At 66.5% G+C, this 17,743-nt stretch carries 21 protein-coding genes; 6 read left to right on the top strand and 15 right to left on the bottom strand.

The genetic code is table 11. The features are described from left to right. Nucleotides 1-90 precede the first annotated feature (90 nt). Nucleotides 91-957, top strand: coding sequence for a UTP--glucose-1-phosphate uridylyltransferase (locus WFP78_RS11465; protein WP_336962069.1), 867 nt, complete (start codon nucleotides 91-93; stop codon nucleotides 955-957). Between the two features lie 86 nt (nucleotides 958-1,043). Here the strand turns inward: WFP78_RS11465 and WFP78_RS11460 are convergent, their stop codons facing one another. Further along, nucleotides 1,044-1,940, bottom strand: coding sequence for a tetratricopeptide repeat protein (locus WFP78_RS11460; protein WP_336962066.1), 897 nt, complete (start codon nucleotides 1,938-1,940; stop codon nucleotides 1,044-1,046). Next, complete coding sequence (locus tag WFP78_RS11455) at nucleotides 1,937-2,695, bottom strand: alpha/beta fold hydrolase (protein WP_336962064.1); 759 nt, start codon at nucleotides 2,693-2,695, stop codon at nucleotides 1,937-1,939. The genes WFP78_RS11460 and WFP78_RS11455 overlap by 4 nt, the downstream gene beginning before the upstream one ends. A gap of 260 nt (nucleotides 2,696-2,955) precedes the next feature. Between WFP78_RS11455 and thrS the strand changes: the two genes are divergently transcribed. Together thrS and infC are read left to right on the top strand one after the other, a co-directional pair. Next, entirely contained in the window at nucleotides 2,956-4,956 is a 2,001-nt protein-coding gene (gene thrS, locus WFP78_RS11450; RefSeq protein WP_419722952.1) for a threonine--tRNA ligase, read from the top strand. A gap of 126 nt (nucleotides 4,957-5,082) precedes the next feature. Further along, nucleotides 5,083-5,616, top strand: a complete 534-nt coding sequence (gene infC, locus WFP78_RS11445; protein ID WP_336962058.1) for a translation initiation factor IF-3 — start codon at nucleotides 5,083-5,085, stop codon at nucleotides 5,614-5,616. 251 nt (nucleotides 5,617-5,867) lie between these two features. On the opposite strand, the gene msrA is transcribed toward infC, so the two are convergent. From msrA to pabB, 5 genes are all read right to left on the bottom strand, one after another. Beyond that, nucleotides 5,868-6,575: a peptide-methionine (S)-S-oxide reductase MsrA gene (msrA, locus tag WFP78_RS11440; RefSeq protein ID WP_336962055.1), complete on the bottom strand. Its 708-nt coding sequence runs from the start codon at nucleotides 6,573-6,575 to the stop codon at nucleotides 5,868-5,870. After that, on the bottom strand, nucleotides 6,562-6,735 hold the full coding sequence (locus WFP78_RS11435) for a hypothetical protein (protein WP_336962051.1): 174 nt from the start codon (nucleotides 6,733-6,735) through the stop codon (nucleotides 6,562-6,564). The genes msrA and WFP78_RS11435 overlap by 14 nt, the downstream gene beginning before the upstream one ends. 224 nt (nucleotides 6,736-6,959) lie before the next feature. Beyond that, entirely contained in the window at nucleotides 6,960-8,162 is a 1,203-nt protein-coding gene (locus WFP78_RS11430) for a pyridoxal phosphate-dependent aminotransferase (RefSeq protein ID WP_336962048.1), read from the bottom strand. A 123-nt stretch (nucleotides 8,163-8,285) separates the two neighbouring features. Continuing rightward, on the bottom strand, nucleotides 8,286-8,948 hold the full coding sequence (locus WFP78_RS11425) for an aminotransferase class IV (RefSeq protein WP_336962045.1): 663 nt from the start codon (nucleotides 8,946-8,948) through the stop codon (nucleotides 8,286-8,288). Further along, nucleotides 8,945-10,129: an aminodeoxychorismate synthase component I gene (pabB, locus tag WFP78_RS11420; RefSeq protein WP_336962043.1), complete on the bottom strand. Its 1,185-nt coding sequence runs from the start codon at nucleotides 10,127-10,129 to the stop codon at nucleotides 8,945-8,947. Before pabB ends, WFP78_RS11425 begins: the two co-directional genes overlap by 4 nt. Before the next feature lie 161 nt (nucleotides 10,130-10,290). On the opposite strand from pabB, the gene WFP78_RS11415 reads away from it, so the two are divergent. Both WFP78_RS11415 and WFP78_RS11410 read left to right on the top strand, forming a co-directional pair. After that, on the top strand, nucleotides 10,291-10,680 hold the full coding sequence (locus tag WFP78_RS11415; RefSeq protein ID WP_336962040.1) for a DUF983 domain-containing protein: 390 nt from the start codon (nucleotides 10,291-10,293) through the stop codon (nucleotides 10,678-10,680). A gap of 20 nt (nucleotides 10,681-10,700) precedes the next feature. Further along, on the top strand, nucleotides 10,701-11,918 hold the full coding sequence (locus WFP78_RS11410) for an FAD-dependent monooxygenase (RefSeq protein ID WP_336962037.1): 1,218 nt from the start codon (nucleotides 10,701-10,703) through the stop codon (nucleotides 11,916-11,918). 111 nt (nucleotides 11,919-12,029) lie between these two features. Here WFP78_RS11410 and WFP78_RS11405 read toward each other — a convergent pair whose 3' ends face one another. The 3 genes from WFP78_RS11405 to WFP78_RS11395 form a co-directional block, all read right to left on the bottom strand. Then, nucleotides 12,030-12,692: a M48 family metallopeptidase gene (locus tag WFP78_RS11405; protein WP_336962035.1), complete on the bottom strand. Its 663-nt coding sequence runs from the start codon at nucleotides 12,690-12,692 to the stop codon at nucleotides 12,030-12,032. Between the two features lie 269 nt (nucleotides 12,693-12,961). Continuing rightward, nucleotides 12,962-13,402: a YcgN family cysteine cluster protein gene (locus tag WFP78_RS11400; RefSeq protein WP_336962032.1), complete on the bottom strand. Its 441-nt coding sequence runs from the start codon at nucleotides 13,400-13,402 to the stop codon at nucleotides 12,962-12,964. Between the two features lie 22 nt (nucleotides 13,403-13,424). Continuing rightward, nucleotides 13,425-14,081 (bottom strand): SCO family protein, encoded by a 657-nt coding sequence (locus tag WFP78_RS11395; RefSeq protein WP_336962029.1) that lies wholly within the window; start codon nucleotides 14,079-14,081, stop codon nucleotides 13,425-13,427. A gap of 128 nt (nucleotides 14,082-14,209) precedes the next feature. On the opposite strand from WFP78_RS11395, the gene WFP78_RS11390 reads away from it, so the two are divergent. Further along, nucleotides 14,210-14,794, top strand: a complete 585-nt coding sequence (locus WFP78_RS11390) for an ankyrin repeat domain-containing protein (protein ID WP_336962026.1) — start codon at nucleotides 14,210-14,212, stop codon at nucleotides 14,792-14,794. Nucleotides 14,795-14,871: 77 nt separating this feature from the next. Here the strand turns inward: WFP78_RS11390 and WFP78_RS11385 are convergent, their stop codons facing one another. The 5 genes from WFP78_RS11385 to WFP78_RS11365 all read right to left on the bottom strand — a co-directional run bounded on the left by WFP78_RS11385 (nucleotide 14,872) and on the right by WFP78_RS11365 (nucleotide 17,660). Then, the gene (locus WFP78_RS11385) at nucleotides 14,872-15,333 is read right to left on the bottom strand and encodes an MmcB family DNA repair protein (protein ID WP_336962346.1); all 462 of its coding nucleotides are present in this window, start codon (nucleotides 15,331-15,333) and stop codon (nucleotides 14,872-14,874) included. A gap of 185 nt (nucleotides 15,334-15,518) precedes the next feature. Further along, nucleotides 15,519-16,217 carry a cell wall hydrolase gene (locus WFP78_RS11380; RefSeq protein ID WP_336962023.1) on the bottom strand — a complete coding sequence of 233 codons (699 nt, stop codon included), beginning with the start codon at nucleotides 16,215-16,217 and terminating at the stop codon, nucleotides 15,519-15,521. Nucleotides 16,218-16,392: 175 nt separating this feature from the next. Next, complete coding sequence (locus WFP78_RS11375) at nucleotides 16,393-16,728, bottom strand: DUF1491 family protein (RefSeq protein WP_336962020.1); 336 nt, start codon at nucleotides 16,726-16,728, stop codon at nucleotides 16,393-16,395. Further along, nucleotides 16,721-17,206: a PaaI family thioesterase gene (locus WFP78_RS11370; protein ID WP_336962017.1), complete on the bottom strand. Its 486-nt coding sequence runs from the start codon at nucleotides 17,204-17,206 to the stop codon at nucleotides 16,721-16,723. Before WFP78_RS11370 ends, WFP78_RS11375 begins: the two co-directional genes overlap by 8 nt. Beyond that, nucleotides 17,193-17,660, bottom strand: coding sequence for a PTS sugar transporter subunit IIA (locus WFP78_RS11365; RefSeq protein ID WP_336962014.1), 468 nt, complete (start codon nucleotides 17,658-17,660; stop codon nucleotides 17,193-17,195). The genes WFP78_RS11370 and WFP78_RS11365 overlap by 14 nt, the downstream gene beginning before the upstream one ends. Nucleotides 17,661-17,743 lie beyond the last annotated feature (83 nt).

The following is a 17,743-nucleotide window of genomic DNA, read 5'->3' as shown; positions in this document are numbered from 1 at the left end:
CAAGCAGCGAAGTGTTGCGGCGCAGCATAATCCACGCGGGCAAGTCCATATGGGCAAGTCCACACAGGCAAATCCATGCAGGCGAGGTCAATGAGCAAGACAATTCGCAAGGCGGTGTTCCCCGTCGCCGGTCTCGGCACACGCTTCCTTCCGGCGACCAAGGCCGTTCCCAAGGAATTGCTGCCGATCGTGGACCGGCCCCTCATCCAATATGCGGTGGACGAAGCGCTGGAAGCGGGGATCGAGCAGATGATCTTCGTCACCGGCCGCGGCAAGGGCGCGATCGAGGATCATTTCGACATCGCCTTCGAATGCGAGACGACCCAGCGCGAGCGCGGCAAGGATCTCTCCGCGCTGGAAGGCACGCGGCTCGCGCCGGGCAATGCCGTCTTCATCCGCCAGCAGGAGCCGCTCGGCCTTGGCCATGCCATCTGGTGCGCTCGCGACATCATCGGCGACGAACCCTTCGCCATCATCCTGCCGGACGAGTTCATGCATGGTGCGCCCGGCTGCATGAAGCAGATGGTCGATGCCTATGCGCATGTCGGCGGCAACCTCGTCTGCGCGCTCGAAATCCCGATGGAGCAGACGCCGAGCTATGGCGTGATCGATCCCGGTTTCCGCGACGGTCCGCTGACCGAGGTCAAGGGCCTGGTCGAAAAGCCCGCCGCCGGCACCGCGCCCAGCAACCTCATCCTGCCCGGCCGCTACATCCTGCAGCCCGAAGTCATGAAGATCCTGGCGACTCAGGAAAAGGGCGCCGGCGGTGAAATCCAGCTGACCGACGCCATGGCCGCGATGATCGGCACCCAGCCTTTCCATGGCCTGACCTTCGACGGCCGCCGTTTCGATTGCGGATCGAAGGCCGGCTATGTCGAGGCGAATCTGGCGCTGGCGCTGGAGCGCGAGGATATCGGCGACTATATCCGCGAGGTCGCACGCGCGCTGGTGGCGTAAGAGAAATTCCCGGAGAGATTAACCGTCATCCCCGCGCAGGTGGGGAGCCATCTCCCGAACGCTGTTCCCGATAAAGAGGCCGGGGATTATTTGCTGCCGGCAGCTGGCGGTACTTTCGCCTCCGCCTCCAGCCGGGAAAGACTGTCGGCGGCGGCCTTGCCCGCATCGCCCTGCGGCGCGAGCTTCGCCGCGCGGCTCCAGGCGGCACGGGCGATGTCGTCCTGCCCGGACCGTATCGCGATATTGCCTTCCTCCAGCGCGACCGAGGCATCGTCGGGGGAAAGCTTCACGGCCTGCGCGATATGCGTGCGCGCCAGCGCCAGATTGCCGGTGCGCCGCGCCAGCGTGGCCGACAGCAGCCAGGCGAGCGGATCGGGCGCGGCCTGCACCACGGCATTGTCCAGATCGCCACGCGCCTTCACCATGTCCCCCAGCGCCACCAGCGCGCGGGCGCGGTCCAGATAGGCCTCGCCTTTCTCAAGTCCGTCCGGCAGGCCGCGCGCAAAGGCCGCATCGAAAAATTCGCGGGCCTTGGCGGGTTCGCCGCCGAGGAGCGCGGCATTGCCCGCCTGCGCCCACAGCCGCCCACTGCCATCGCCGCCGGTGCGCTCCGCCTCGTCGGCGGCCTGGCTGAAGGCGACCATGGCGGGCGACCAGCGCTCGGCGCGCGCATAGGCAAAGCCCATGCATTGCCGCGCATGATAGCCGCCGCCGTCAAGCCGCCAGGCATTGGCGAAGGCGACGCCCCTGTCCGGGTCCGCCACCGCCGCGTCGGTGCATGCCTGCAGCTTCGCCGCGACCTCCGGCGGCAGGGGAAGCGTGGCGGGCGCAGCGGAAGCCGCCGTCCCGCCATTCGAAGCGGCCGGCTTCGCGGCATTTTCCGCCGCCGCCCGTGTTTCCGCTGCCCTGGCGCGGGACCGGTTCATCACCGCCTCTGTCTCGGGGGAATAGGCTTGCAACAGCAGCAGGGCGGTCAGGATCATGCAGGCTCCGGGGGCTGGACAAGCGCGGCGACCGTGGCGATCAGCCGGGCGATATCCGCATCGCGCGACAGGCGATGGTCGCCATCCTTAATCAACAACGTCTGCACGTCGGATGAACGCACCGCCGCGGCGATGCCCAACGCCGTTTCCCACGGCACATCCGCATCCTGCTGCCCCTGCAGCAGGCGGACGGGGCAGTCGATGGGCATGGCCGTGCCCAGCAACAGGCTCGCCTGCCCGGACTCCCAGAAGGCCAACGTCGTCACATAGGGCTGGTCGCCATAATCGCTGGGCTCCTCGATCCGCCCGTCGGCCCGCAGCCGCGCCTTCTGCGCATCGGTGAAGCCCCAGTCGGTGAAGTCGGGCGCGGCGGCGATGCCGACCAGCCCCGCCATCCGCTCCGCCCGCGCGATCGCGACCAGCAGCGCGATCCACCCGCCCATGGACGATCCGACGACGACCAACGGCCCCTGCGTCACGCTGTCGATCAGGAACAGCGCATCGTCCCGCCAGCTGGTGAGCGTGCCGTCCACGAACGCGCCCTCGCTCGCGCCATTGCCGGCATAATCGAGCAACAGGCAGGCGCGCGCCCGCGCCACCGCCCAGTCGAACAGCGCCGTCGCCTTGGACCCGGCCATGTCGGACATATAGCCCGGCAGGAAGACGATGGTGGGGCCGTCGCCGGGCGTGAAGCGATAGGCAAGGCGAAGGCCATCGGGGCGGGCAAGAAAGCGGGGAGGGGGAGCATCGGTCATGATGGTGGCTTAGAATGGTTTGCGTTCACGCGGAACCGCTCCTGATTTTTCGACGCCGCGATTGTCCGGGCCGTTGGGTAATAACGCCCTGTGCCCCCGGGATACGCCCCGCTAGACTAAAGGCTGCATCCTTTTGCCCGCGCTCCAGACCCTCTATTGCCAGACCTTCTATTGACAGCCAAGGGCGCCCATTTAAGGGATGCCCTGCAATTTCCGGGGTTTTGCGCCCCCTTCGACAGAAAGCCCATCCTGTGTCCGCCATGATCAAGATTACCCTGCCCGATGGTTCCGTGCGCGAAGTCGCGCTCGGCACGACCCCGGCGGACATCGCGGCGGACATCGGTCCCGGCCTTGCCAAGGCGGCCATCGCCGCGCGGGTGGACGGCGAGCTGCGCGACATCATGCGGCCGCTGGAGGCCGATGCGGCCCTCGCGCTGGTGACGAGCCGGGACGAGGCGGATGCGCTGGAGCTGGCGCGCCACGACTATGCCCATGTGCTGGCGGAAGCCGTGCAGCAGCTGTTCCCGGGCACGCAGATCACCTTCGGCCCATCCACGGACGACGGCTTCTATTATGATTTCGCACCGCCAAAAATCGATGGCAAGGACCGGCCCTTCACCGATGAAGACCTGCCCGCGATCGAGGAGGCGATGCGCAGGATCATCGCCGCCAACAAGCCGCTGCGCCGCGAAGTGTGGAGCCGCGAAGACCTGATCGCCCGCTGGCAGGCGGAAGGCGAGACGTTCAAGGCGCAGTGGGCCGCCGAGCTGCCGGGCGACGAGCCGCTGACCGTCTACTGGTCGGGCGACGACTGGCTGGATATGTGCCGCGGCCCGCACCTTGCCTCCACGGGCCGGCTCGACCCGCAGGCGTTCAAGCTGACGCGCGTGTCCGGCGCCTATTGGCGCGGCGACCAGAAGAATGCGATGCTTTCCCGCATCTACGGCACTGGCTGGCTCAATAAAAAGCAGCTGCAGGAGCATCTGACGCGGCTGGAGGAAGCGGCCAAGCGCGACCATCGCAAGATCGGGCAGGAGATGGACCTGTTCCACCTCCAGTCCGAGGCGCAGGGTTCCGTCTTCTGGCATCCCAAGGGCTATGTGATCTGGCGCCAGCTGGAGGCCTATATGCGCCGCCGCCTGGACGCGGCGGGTTATGAGGAAGTGAAGACGCCGCAGCTGATGGACGCGCGCCAGTGGGAGCAGTCCGGCCACTGGGGCAAATATCGCGAGAACATGTTCGTCGTGCCCGACGAAGTGCCGAACACCGAGGACGAAGGCCCGGTGCTCTCCGGCGAGGCGGACATGATGGCGCTGAAGCCCATGAACTGCCCCGCGCATGTCCTCATCTTCCGCCAGGGCATCAAATCCTATCGCGACCTGCCGCTGCGCCTTGCCGAATTCGGCTGCTGCCACCGCAACGAGGCGCATGGCGCGCTGCACGGCATCATGCGCGTGCGCCAGTTCACGCAGGACGACGCGCATATCTTCGTGCGGCAGGATCAGCTGGTCGAGGAAGTGAAGGCCTTCTGCGACCTGCTGGACGTGGTCTACAAGGATCTGGGCTTCGAACGCTATGCGATCAAGCTCGCCCTGCGCCCGGAAAAGCGCTTCGGCTCCGACGAGATGTGGGACTGGTCGGAACAGTCGCTGCGCGAGGCGGTGGCGGAGGCCGGCCGCGCGACAGCGGACTATGGCTGGGAAGAGCTGGAGGGCGAGGGCGCCTTCTACGCGCCCAAGCTGGAATTCCACCTGACCGACGCGATCGGGCGCACATGGCAGTGCGGCACGCTGCAGACGGACACGGTGCTGCCCGAACGACTCGACGCCAGCTATGTCGGCGAAGATGGCGGCCGGCACCGTCCGGTAATGCTCCACCGCGCCATATTGGGCACGTTCGAGCGCTTCATCGGCATCCTGATCGAGCATCATGCCGGGCGATTCCCGCTCTGGCTCGCGCCCGTGCAGGCCGTGGTCGCGACCATCGTGTCCGATGCGGACGATTATGCGCATGCTGTCGTCGAGAAGCTGCGCGCCGCCGGCATCCGCGCCGAAGTGGACGTGCGCAACGAGAAGATCAACTACAAGGTGCGCGAGCACAGCCTCGCAAAAGTCCCGAATTTGCTGGTTGTCGGCCGGCGCGAGGCGGATGAGGGCACCGTTGCCCTGCGCGTGCTGGGCAGCGAGGGGCAGACCATGCTTTCGGTCGATGAAGCCATCGCACGTCTTGCAAAAGAGGCGCGTGCGCCCGATATGCAGTGAGGCAGCAATGCCACAGGGTCGGCAGCCTCGACGCGAGTCGTGGCGCCGCCCCTTTTCGGCATTGCCAAATGCCGCTAAGAGCCGTCCGATTCAGGAACTACAGGAGAAGCCGCTATACGTCCCCCCATGATGCGCCGACCACTGGCGCCGCCGCCGAAATCCGGCCCCCGCTATAATGAGTTCATCACCGTGCCCAAGGTTCGGGTCATTGATGATGAAGGCGAAAATCTGGGCGTGATGTTTACGCAGGAAGCGATCGAGCAGGCGGCCGAAGTCGGCCTTGACCTGGTCGAGGTCTCCCCCAATGCCGATCCGCCGGTCTGCAAGTTTCTGGACATCGGCAAGTTCAAGTACGAAGCCCAGAAAAAGGCGAATATCGCCCGCAAGACCCAGAAGACGCAGGAACTCAAAGAGATCAAGATGCGTCCGAACATCGACGATCATGATTATGATACGAAGATGAAGAAGGTCCATGATTTCATCGGCGAAGGCGACAAGGTGAAGATCACCCTGCGCTTCCGCGGCCGCGAGCTTTCCCACCAGCAACTCGGCATGGCGCTGCTCCAGCGCGTGGCGGAAAATGTCGGGGAAATCGCGAAGGTGGAGGCCTATCCCCGGATGGAAGGCCGCCAGATGCTGATGGTGCTCGCGCCGAAATAAGGCGGGGCGAATCGCAAAATTTTACGGGCGGGGTCTGGAAACGGGCCTCGCCCGAAGGTTTTGGGGCGCTGGCCGTCCTCGCGCGCGAGGAAACAGTCCCGATCCAACGGAACCGTTCGCCCGCGGATCGGGTCCGGGGCAGGCTCTGAGCCTGCCGAAGGGGCCGTTCTTTCTTGCAGGGAAGGACAGGGCTTCGACTCAGCCCGAACGGGGTGGCTGATTGGCTGATCCCGATTTACAGCAGGATGCTCTCAGCGCACGGCGCGCGGGCTGTAGAGCGCGGGATACATCGCCTTGAACGCCGCCAGCTTGGGCGCATCCCAGCGCAGGATATAGGGGTGGCGCGGATTATTCGCCATGAAGTCCTGATGATAGCCCTCGGCCGGCTGGAAGCTGCCCACCGGCTCCACCTTCGTCACGATCGGACCGCGCCACAGCTTCGCCGCGTCCAGTTGCGCCAGATAGGCGCGCGCCACCCTGTCCTGCGCGTCGTTGAGCGGGAACAGCGCGCTGCGATACTGGCTGCCCCGGTCCGGCCCCTGATAATTGAGCGTCGTGGGGTCGGCGATGACCGAGAAGAAGATGCGCAGCAGCGTGCCGTAGCGCAGCTGTCGCGGATCATAGGTGACACGCACCGATTCGGCGAAACCCGTGTCACCGCCGCCCACCAGATCATAGGTGACGCGCCGGCCCTTGGGCCCGCCGGCATAGCCCGCCTCGACCGAGCGCACGCCGCGCACATGGGAAAAGACGCCCTCGACGCCCCAGAAACAGCCGCCGGCGAAGATCGCGGTCTCGCTGCTGCTGGCAGAAGGCGGGTCGATCCGGGGGACTGGCGCTGCCACCGCATGTTCGGCGGCAAGGGCAGGGGCGATATTCGCGAGGGGCAAGGCCCACAGGGCGCCGAACAGGCCGGCGCCTGCAATCAGGGAAAAAGCGAGGGGCTTAGCGCGCGCCATCCGTGGGTGCCGCGACCTGGGTGATGCTGCTCACGGCATCGCTGTCCCGTGGGGCATGCGAGCTGGCCAGCACGGGGTTCAGCGTGAAGACGCCGATCGCGCCCAGCACGAAACCGCCCATGAACTTGGCGAACAGATCGGATTTCAAGAACGTCATCATAACCTTGGTCCATAATGTCACGGCGCCGACATATTCGCCGGGTAGCGAGTCTGCCTGCGCGTTACAGCATTGCCTGTGGCTGAATGCCGTGACGAAGGTCACATGGACCCGGCGAACGGCATATAATTTTCGACCAGTGACAATTGGTTGCAAAACGCAACGTGCATGTAGCACGCGCGCCCGCGCATTCAAGAGGGCACGCGTGGAACGCAGCGTTTCCGTTTTTACTTCAGCAGCGCGCAAGCCTGCTGAATGCGGGTGCAGGCGGTCTTGAGGATCTCGTCCGACGTCGCATAGCTGATGCGGAAGGCGGGGCTGAGGCCGAAGGCGCCGCCATGCACCGCCGCGACGCGGGCTTCCTCAAGGAAATAGGCGATCAGCGTCTCGTCGCTGTCGATCTTCACCCCCTTGGGCGTGGTCTTGCCAATGAGGCCGCTGGCGTCGGGATAGACGTAGAACGCACCCTCGGGCATCGGGCAGTTAAGGCCCGGCGCATCGTTCAGCATCGCCACCACCATGTCGCGGCGCTTCTTGAAGGCGGCATTGCGCTCTTCCAGGAAATCCTGGTCGCCCGTCAGCGCCGCGACCGCCGCCGCCTGGCTGATCGAGCAGGGGTTGGAGGTCGACTGCGACTGCAGCTTGCCCATCGCCTTGATGATCCAGGCCGGGCCGCCGGCAAAGCCGATGCGCCAGCCGGTCATCGAAAACGCCTTCGAACAGCCGTTGACGGTCAGCGTGCGCTCGTAAAGATCGGGGCATGCCTGGGCGATGGTGGCGAAGGGCGTGGGCGCGTACCAGACATGCTCGTACATGTCGTCGGTCATCACCAGCACATGCGGATGGCGCAGCAGCACCTCGCCCAATGCCTTCAGTTCATCGAAGGAATAGGCCGCGCCCGAGGGGTTGGACGGCGAGTTGAGCAGCACCCAGCGCGTCTTCGGCGTGATCGCCGCGTCCAGCTGCTGCGGCGTGATCTTGTAGCCCTGCGATGCCGGCGCGGCGATAAACACCGGCGTGCCGCCCGCAAAGTTCACGATATCGGGATAGCTGACCCAATAGGGCGCGGGGATGATGACCTCGTCCCCCACGTCCACGGTCGCGACCAGCGCGTTGAACAGCGTGTGCTTGCCGCCCGAATTGACGCTGATCTGGCTGCGATCATAGGCAAGGCCGTTGTCGCGCTTGAACTTCAGCGCGATCGCGTCCTTCAATTCCACCGTGCCGTCGACATCGGTATATTTGGTCTGGCCATTGCGGATGGCCGCGATGCCGGCTTCCTTGACGAAATCGGGCGTATCGAAATCGGGCTCGCCCGCCGACAGGCCAATCACGTCCACGCCCGCGCGTTTCAGCTCGTTCACCTTCGCGCTCATGGCGAGAGTGGCACTCGGCTGGATACGGCCCAAGGCGGCGGAAGTCCTGGTCATGGCAATAATCTTTCGTGGCTAACCCATGGTTCGCACAGGTGGTGCGACGGTCGGCTCCTTAGTGCGCAATGATCGGAGGGGCAACCGCCAGCGTCAGGAAATTGGCGCCCGATCGCCCTTCACTCAACGCGGCGCCAGCGTCGCGGCGACCAGCCCCCGCGCCGCATTGCCGATGAAAAAGCCGTTTTCCAGATCATGCCGGCGCAAATCGCCTTCCACCGCCTCGCCCAGCGCGATCAGGCTGGCGCGCAGCACGCCGGGCAGCAGCCCGCGCGAAAGCGGCGGCGTCACCAGCTTGTCGCCCCGCTCGACGAACAGCGAGGAAAAGCAGCCTTCGGTCAGATAGCCCTGTTCGTCCGTCATCAGCACCTCATAGGTGCCGCCGGCCGCCAGCGCCTCGCGATAGATGCTGCGGTCCGTGGTCTTGTGGCGCAGGCGCGGATCGCTGGCGGCGGCCGGGCGCTGCACGACCGCGAGCGGCAGGATCGCCGCCGGCCAGGTGCGATGCTCGCGCACTTCGATGGCGATGGACCCCTGGCGGGAAAGCAGCATCCGCAACCGGCTCTTCTCGCGCAGGCGGAATGTCGCGGCCTGCAGCTCGTTGCGCGCGCCATGGCGATCGAACGCATAGCCCAGCGCGATGGCGCTGGCATCCAGCCGGGCCATGTGGAAATCCAGCAGCTGAATGCCCTCGACCGGGTCGAAGGCCATGGTTTCCAGCAGATCGAAGCGCGTGTCCGACACCAGCCCCCGGTCCCTCCCTGCAACGTCCATCATTCCGGTCATGCCTGCTCCAGCGCCGTTCCCGCCAGGAACAGCCCCTTGTCCAGGCATTCGCGCCACTCGGTCTCTTCGTCCGAATCCGCGACCACCCCAGACCCCAGGCCGATCCGCCCGACGTCAGAACCGCCTTTCGCACAAATCGTACGAATGGCAACATTGAAGGCGGCATTTCCATCCGGATCGATGCGGCCGATGGCCCCCGTATAGGGGCCCCGGGGCGCGCTTTCCACCATGTCGACCACTTCCATCGCGCGAATCTTGGGCGCGCCGGTGATGGAACCGCAGGGAAAGATGGCGCGCAGCACGTCGATGGCGGAGAGCCCCGGCAGGATTCTGGCGCGCACGGTGGAGATCATCTGGTGGACGGTGGGGTAGCTTTCCACCCGGAACAGTTCCGGCACGGTGACGCTGCCGACACGCGCCACGCGCGACAGGTCGTTGCGCAGCAGATCCACGATCATCAGGTTTTCCGCCCGCTGCTTCGGGTCGGCGACCAGCGCCGCGATGGCGGCGGCATCCTGTGCCGGGTCCGCCCGCCGCACCGCCGTGCCCTTCATCGGCCGCGCCGTCAGCTGGCCACGCACCAGCGTGAAGAACAGCTCGGGCGAAAAGGACAGCAGCCAGTCCTCGCCCGTATGCACGATCCCCCCATAGCCCGCCCGCGCCTGGCCACGCAGCGCGGCATAGATGGCGCGCGGATCGCCGCGCAGCGGCAGGTCGCAGGGAAAGGTCAGGTTCGCCTGATAGATGTCGCCCGCGGCGATCAGCGCCTGCACCGTGCGGAAGGCAACGCCATAATCCTCCCGCGACACGCGCGGGCGCAGCGGCCCGACCTGCACACCGGCAGGATCGGGCAGCATTGCCGCGACGGCGTCCGCCGCGACCGGGTGATAATCCGAAAACAGGCCGAACCACAGCAGCGGCATGTCCTGCGGCCCACAGGCCCTGGACAGGCCGGACAGGCGCGGTTCCAGCGCATGGCCCGCCTCATAGGAAAGATAGCCGGCCGCATGCAGCCCATCCTCGCGCGCTTCGCCGATCCGGTCGAGCGCGGGCTGCACGTCGTCCAGGGTGCGGGCGACGACGATCTCCACCGGATCGCGATAGAAGCGCGCCGGCGCCGCCCCGGTGGCGCGGGCGTCATCCAGCAGCAGGAACGGCTCTGTCGGATCGGGCAGGTGCATCGGCATCTCTTGGCACCGCGCGGCGTTTACGGCCAGTGCAAAGCGCCGGAAGCAATGACCGGCACCGATGGCCAGCCCCCCGGGCACGATCTTTCGTGCCATCGCGCCATCGGGGAAAGCCCGCGATTGCGCGATGCCGGCCAATGGCCTATCGGCAGGGCATGTCCAAGGAACAGCCCGCGCAGGAAGACCGGCCCTTCGGCCCGGCCCTTCGCCATGCGCTGCGGTGCCGGTGCCCGGCCTGCGGCAATGCGCCGCTCTTCTCCGGTTTCCTGACGCCGGTGGACCATTGCCCCGCCTGCGGGCAATCCTGGCTCAACCACCGGGCCGATGATTTTCCCGCCTATATCGTGATCCTGCTGCTCGGCCATCTGCTGGTGCCGACCATGATCGAGGTGAACCTGGCCTTTGCGATTCCCATGGGCGTGCAGATCGCGCTGTGGCCGTCCATCGGCCTCATGCTCTGCCTGCTGATGATCCGCCCGGCCAAGGCGGGAGTGATCGCCTATCAGTGGAGCCGGCGCATGTACGGCTTCAGCGCGCAGGGCTGACGGACAAGGGGAAGGCGCAGATGGAACGGTTCGACGTCATCATCCTGGGCGGCGGGCTGGTTGGCCTGACGCTCGGCATTTCACTGGGCCACCATGGCGTGCGTTGCGCCGTGATCGACCCGGCCGAGCCCGCCAGCACGCTCGCCCCCGATTTCGACGGCCGCGTGTCCGCCATCGCCAGCGCCAGCTGGAAGCTGCTGTCCGCCATCGGCGTGGGCGCGCGGATGGAGGGCAAGGGCTGCCCCATCGACCGCATCTGGGTGAGCGACGGGCTGGAGCCGGGCGCGCTGGATTTCGTGCCGCCGCAGGGCGACGGCCCGATGGGCATCATGTTCGAAAATCGGCAAACCCGGCTCGCACTGGCGGCGCAGGCAGCGGAGATGGTGGCAAAGGGCATGCTCAGCCTGTTCCAGCCGGACAGCGCCACCCGGATCGACCGCGACGAGGATGGCGTCACCGTGGCGCTGGCCAGCGGCGCCACCTTGCACGGCGCGCTGCTGGTGGGCGCCGAAGGCCGCAACAGCCCGACACGCGAGGCCGCCGGCATCACCGTCGCCCGCTGGGCCTATCGCCATGTCGCGATGGTGACGGCGATCGACCACGACATTCCGCACGCCAACACCGCCTATGAGATCTTCTATCCCGGCGGCCCCTTCGCGCTGCTGCCGATGCAGCCGGGCACCCGCTCCGCCATCGTGTGGACGGTGCCGACCGAACATGCCCCCGCGATGCTCAAGCTCGGCGATCGCGCTTGGCTGGCCGAAGCGCAAAAGCGCATGGGCGGGTTCCTTGGCGAGATTTCGGTCGCCGCGCCGCGTTCCAGCTATCCGCTGGGCTTCCACCATGCCGCGCGGATCACCGACACGCGCATGGCGCTGGTGGGCGACGCCGCCCATGGCATCCACCCGATCGCGGGGCAGGGCGTCAATCTGGGCTTCCGCGATGTCGCCGCGCTGACGGAAGTCATCGTGGAGGGCATGCGCCTGGGCCTCGACCCCGGCGACGCGCAGCTCATGCGCCGCTACCAGCGCTGGCGCGCGCTCGATACGCTGAGCGTCACCGTGGCGATGGACGGCCTCGTCCGCCTGTTCGACGTGCCGGGCAAGCTGCCCTCGGCCATCCGCCGCTTTGGCCTGGCCACCGTGCAGAAGGCCGGGCCGCTCAAGGGGCGTTTCATGGCCGAGGCGCGCGGGGAATCGGGATCGCTGCCCCGGCTATTACTGGGCGAGACGGTTTAAACGCCGCACATCGTCATTGCCGCGGAGGCGGGAACCCATCTCCCACCGCTTCACCAAGCGCAACGCAAGGGAGATGGATTCCCGCCTCCGCGGGAATGACGATTGGAAACTCTATCCCCCCACCCGATGCAACGCCGCGCCATGGCGACGCAGCCACGCCCGCGCTGGCGCAGGGTCCGCCCCCAGCAACCGGGCATGGGCCGCGTGGAAGGCCGGGCTATGGTCCATATGGATCAGATGCGCGACCTCATGCGCCACCGTCGCGCGCCGCACCTCCGGCGGGGCGAGGATCAACCGCCAGCTATAGCGGATCGCGCCCGACGAGGCGCAACTCCCCCAGCGCGAGCGCGGATCGCCGATGGAAATGGGGCCGACGCGCAACCCCTCCCGCGCCGCGCAGGCCAGAGTCTCCGCCTCCAGCACGCTCTTCGCCCGCGTGCGCAGCCAGCGCAGCAGGCGCGGGCCGACGGATTCCGCCGCGCCACCCACCAGCAGCCGATCCCCATCCTCCCGCACGCCGCGCGGCAGGGCCGGGTCATGCACGATCGTCACCTCCCGCCCCTCCAGCGGGATCGCCATGCCCGGCGCCAGCGGCACCGCATCGGGCGCGGCGGCGATCTGCTCCCTGATCCACGCCTCCTGCCCCTGTACCCAGGCCAGCGCCTGCCGAATGGCGGCGCGCGGGGGCATCGACAGGCGCAGTTCGCTGCGCGCGACATCCATCGTCAGCCGATAGCCCCGCGCCCGCGCCATCTTGCGCACGCGGATGGGCATGGCCGCGCCATCGACGATAATCTGGTGAAGGGGCTCGGCCTTTGGCGTTGCGGAACGGCCCCGGCGCGATTTGAAGGCGCTCCACATGCGGTCAGGCCGCCGCTGGTTCACAGGCGGAGGGGCGCATCGCGCTGCCGCCAACATGGGCCGGTTCGTGGCGCGCGCCAGGCGGGTTCCGCTTCCGATGATTGAACCGGAACCCGCTAGGGGATGCCCTATGTTCAGTGATTCCCCGGTCGCCAGATGAATCCATCCGGCTCGACACCACGCTAAAGCGCGCGCTCGACAAGATGGTTTTCCAGATCACCCGCTTCCACTTCCGCCACGGTCCAGCCACGGATCGACTCGCCGGCCCGATGCACCGCTTCGCGGTCGCCGCTGACCAGATAATGCCAGTCCGGCAGCGGCAGACCCTCGGCGCGCAGGCGATAGGCGCAGGTGCGCGGCAGCCAGGGGATCGAATCGAGCTTCGCCAGGGTCAGTCGCACGCAATCGGGCACGAACTGGCGGCGCTGACGGTAATTGGTGCAGCGCGCCGTCTGCCTGTCGAGCAGCCGACAGGCGACATTGGTGAAATAGATGCGCCCCGTATCCTCATCCTCGACCTTGTGCAGGCAGCATTTGCCGCAGCCGTCGCACAGCGCTTCCCATTGCGCGCTGTCGAGCTGGTCGAGGGGTTTTTCCCAGAAATTCGTCGGTCCTGCGTTCAATGTCCCGCTGTCCAATCCCGCTTCACTTCACCCAATGGTCGAGCGCGGCGAGCACCGCCTGCGGCGCGCCGTCGTCGCCCGGCGTCGCCGGATCGTCCACCGGGATGAGCGCCATCGGTTCTCCGTCCGGACCGAACAGATAGGGCGTGCGGCTGTGGCTGACCAGATAGTCGGTCGACCCCTTGGTCTTTTCCACCGCATAGACGACGGCAAAGTCCTTCGTGACCTTCGCGATCTGCTCCGCCGTGCCGGTGAGGCCGATCAGCTTCGGCGAAAAGGCGGTCACATAATTTTTCAGCACCGCCGGCGTGTCGCGCGCCGGATCGACGGTGATGAACATCGGTTGCACCTTTGCGGCGCGCGCGGGGTCTTGCTTCGCGAACAGGGCATAGGCCTGCATGATCCGCTGCAGGTCGACCGGGCACACATCCGGGCAATAGGTGTAGCCGAAATAGACGATGCGGTACTTGCCCTTGAAATCGTCCCAGCGGACGGGCTTGCCGTCCTGGTCGGTGAGCGTGAAGGGCTTGCCGATGGCGGCGCCGGCCAGCGCGCCCTGTTCGGCGTCGGCCGTGGCGGCGTTATTGCCACCGCTACAGGCGGAAAGGCTTGCAAGTGCGGCACCGGCAAACCAGATCAGTGCCCAGGTCAATGCTTTGTTCATGGTGAAGCCAGCCATGCCCTGCTAGCGGGGCGTTGGCAATTGCAAACGGGATGTGAGACGTGATGCGGGGATCAGGGGGCTTTTCAAAGCTGATGCGGTCAAAGCCGATATGGCCAAAACTGATATGGATGGCTGCGGTCGCCATGCCCCTGGCCGGTGTCGCAATGGCGCCCCAGGCCGCGCATGCGCAGTTTTCCGACGGCTATAATTTCCTGAAAGCGGTGCGCGACGCCGATGGCACCAAGGCGATGGAACTGATCCAGAAGCCCGGCGGCGCGACCCTCATCAACGCCCGCGACATCAAGACCGGCGAAACCGCGCTGCATGTCGTGGTGGCGCGCCGCGACATCACCTGGCTCAGCTTCATGCTGGGCAAGGGCGCCAAGCCGGATATCGCCAACGATGCCGGCGACACCCCGCTGATGAGCGCGGTGCAGCTGCGTTTCGAGGAAGGCGCCCGCCTGCTGATGGCCAGTGGCGCGACCGTCGACAAGCCCAATGACAATGGCGAAACGCCGCTGATCCGCGCGGTGCAGCTGCGGGATATCGCCATGGTGCGGCTGTTGGTGGCGCAGGGCGCCAATGCCGACAAGCGGGACAGCATCGCCGGCATGTCCGCCCGCGACTATGCCCAGCGCGATGCGCGCACCCCCGGCCTGGTGGAGGCGCTCTCCACCGCCAAGGCCGCCACCGCGACCAAGGCGCCGGTGCAGGGCCCGACATTCTGACGGCCCTGCCACGCGGGACAGAATCCCGTGCCTTGCGGCGCACCTATCCCCATTCGCCCCCGGATCAGGTCCGGGCGCTAAAATGACGCTTCGTCACCGCTTCCGGGATCGGCCAGCGCCGTGAGCCGCCGCGCCGCCCGGCGGGCGAAGCGCAGCGTTTCCGCCTTGCGCCGCGCCGCCGCCAGCGGTTCCGTGGGGGCCGGGCGGAGGATTTCGGCATCGTAGCGATCCGCCACGATCAGGCCCGACCGGGTCGGCCACAACGCCTCGCCATCGAAGGGCGAAAGATCGAATCCCGCCGGCACCCCCCAGTAGAAACGATCGCAATAGTCGTAATAATCGGGCCATTTCATGTCGCCGAGCAGGTCGGCGCGGCTGCACTTGATTTCGACGATCACCAGATGGCCCGACTGATCGATCGCCATGATGTCCGCCCGCCGTCCATTGGGCAGCGGCGCTTCGAGTACGCCGAAGATATCGTGGCGGCGGAAGAGCCGCAGGATACCGCGTGACACCGCGAGCGCCGTGCCGTCCGTCAGCGGCGCGCCATCGCCGGATGGCGTGACGCCCCCTTCACCCTGCGCGGCATCCACCGCCCGAATCCCGTCCGTTGCCATGACGATAGATTAGAACAGGACAGGAACAAAGAAAAGGGGCCGCGCGGTGGTTGTCGACCGGCGGCCCTTCATTTCCCGATCCGCCAAGGGATCACCGATAGCGGGGATCAGCGATAGAAGACGTGATTGTCGATCGCGGCGAGGCGCGTCTTGCCCCAGTTGGGCGATACGCGGCGGGCGTGGAAATACAGCGCGCCTTCGGCCGGGGTTTCCCAGCTGTCCTGCATCGCAATCTGGGCGATGGCGACGGCTTCGCGCCAGTCGCGGCTGGCCTGCGGCACGGGCGGGATATCGTGGTTGCGCACGAAACTGAACTGGCCGGGCTGGTATACGACGCCGCACAGGCTGCTGGCGAAACGGCCGGACTGTGCCCGGTTGATGATGACGCGGGCAACGGCAAGCTGCCCTTCCAGGCTTTCGCCCTTGGATTCGAAATAGACCGCGCCGGCAAGGCAGCGCATGTCGCCATCCACATCTTCCGGTGCGCCCTGGTTTTCGACCAGGTCGGCAAGGCTGTTCGCGCCCGGCAGGGCCTGGGGCATGGATTGGCTGTTGATGACCAGATTGGCGTTGGTCGTCGCGGGCGCCTCAAGCGGCTGGACGATCTCGCTGCGGGCGGCAAAGCGCACGGCCTGCGCGTTTCCGACCGGGCGCGCCTGGCTTTGCGGCGCGACGACAGCGGTCGGGATAATCTCTATCGCACCGGCGCTGGTGCCGGAAGCGAAGGAAGCGTCGGTTGCCAGGGCAGCGGCAAGAACCGACAATGTAAAGGCGGTCACGGTCGCGACCTTCAAACGAAAACTCATTACGTCTCAAAATCATGCGGTGGGTCGGACCGGGACGACGCATCCTCTTATATTCTTGTCGTCCATCCGCCCCCCGTCTGCGTGTTCACCGATGGCGCCCCCCTCGGACGTTTTTCGGCAACCTGCGCGTTAGGCTGCCGGGGCCTATGGCCGGGGCACCTTATTAAGTCAATGTTCAGCAGATCGTTTCAGCGGCGAACCGTTCCGCTTCCGCGATGTCGAGTTCGATCACCCACAGATCCGGGTCGGCCCGGCGGCGGCGGTCAAGATAGTGCGCGCGCTCCTGCGGCTCCGCCCCGGATGCCGGGCCACAGGGCATCAGGCGATAGCCGCCCTCATAATCCGGCACCCGTTCGAGAAGCGCCGTTTCCCGCCCTTTTTCCAGGCACTGGACCAGAATCGCCCCGCTGGTCGCATCGCCCTTGCGCAGCACCGTCGCAAAGCCCCCCGCATCCTGCGCGCGCCGGATCAGCGCGCCGATCAGCATGTGGCTGGCCAGCCGTTCAGTCATCCAGCATCGCGCTGGCATAGCCCGGAAGACCGGCGAGCGGGAATTGCGATCGCATGAAGGTGCCGGTGCCGCGCCCCACCTCTTCGCCGTCCGAATCGATCAGGCTCGCCTCCGCCACATAGACCCGGCGGCGGCCGTTGATCCACCGGCCTTCGGCCCGGATCGGCCCGTTGCGGATCGGGCGGGTGAACAGCAGGTTGAAGCTGGTGGTCAGCAGGAAACGGTCCGTCACCAGGCTGTTGGCGGCATAGAAGGCCGCATCGTCCAGCATCTTGAAATAGATGGTGCCATGCGCCGCGCCGGCGGCATGATGGACGCGCTCGTCCACATCGAAGTCGATGCGCGACACGCCCGCATCCGATATCGTCAGGCGCGAGGGGAAAAGCCGGTTGATCGGGGCGGAACGGTAAAGCTGTTCCAGGGCGCGGAAATGCGCCGCCTCGCCGCTGGGCGCAGGGCCGTCTTCAGGCGGCGTCACGCGCTTCGTTGCCGGAGAGCAGAGCGTACAGCGCCTCGTTCGATCCCGCGCCGCGCAGGCGGGCAAGCTGCGTCGCGTTGCGCAGGTAGCGGGAAACGCGGGCCAGCGTCTTCAGATGCTCGGCGCCGCTGTCGACCGGCGAAAGCAGCGCGAAGATCACGTCCACCGGGGCATCGTCCACCGCCTCGAACGGGATCGGCTGTTCCAGCAGCAGCACAAGCGCGCGCACGCGGTCCAGCCCCTCGATCTTGGCATGGGGAATGGCGACGCCGCCGCCAAAGCCGGTGGAACCCAGCTTTTCCCGGTCCATCAGCCGTTCGAAGATCAATGCCGTATCCAGCCCATAGGCCTTCGTCGCAAGATCAGCGATTTTCTGGAACAACTGCTTCTTGCCGCTGACGGTCAGCCCCGTGGTCAGGGCTTCCGGCACGATGAGATCGTTAAAATCTGTCATGTCGCACTCTGGTGGCCGCCGCCCGGTAGCCCGGCATATCCGACGCAGGTTCCTTCATGCGGAACCGAAACTAAAGGCCGGGC

The sequence above is a fragment of the Sphingobium aquiterrae genome (assembly GCF_037154135.1).
Taxonomy (GTDB): domain Bacteria; phylum Pseudomonadota; class Alphaproteobacteria; order Sphingomonadales; family Sphingomonadaceae; genus Sphingobium; species Sphingobium aquiterrae.
This window is presented reverse-complemented; position numbering and strand designations above follow the sequence as displayed.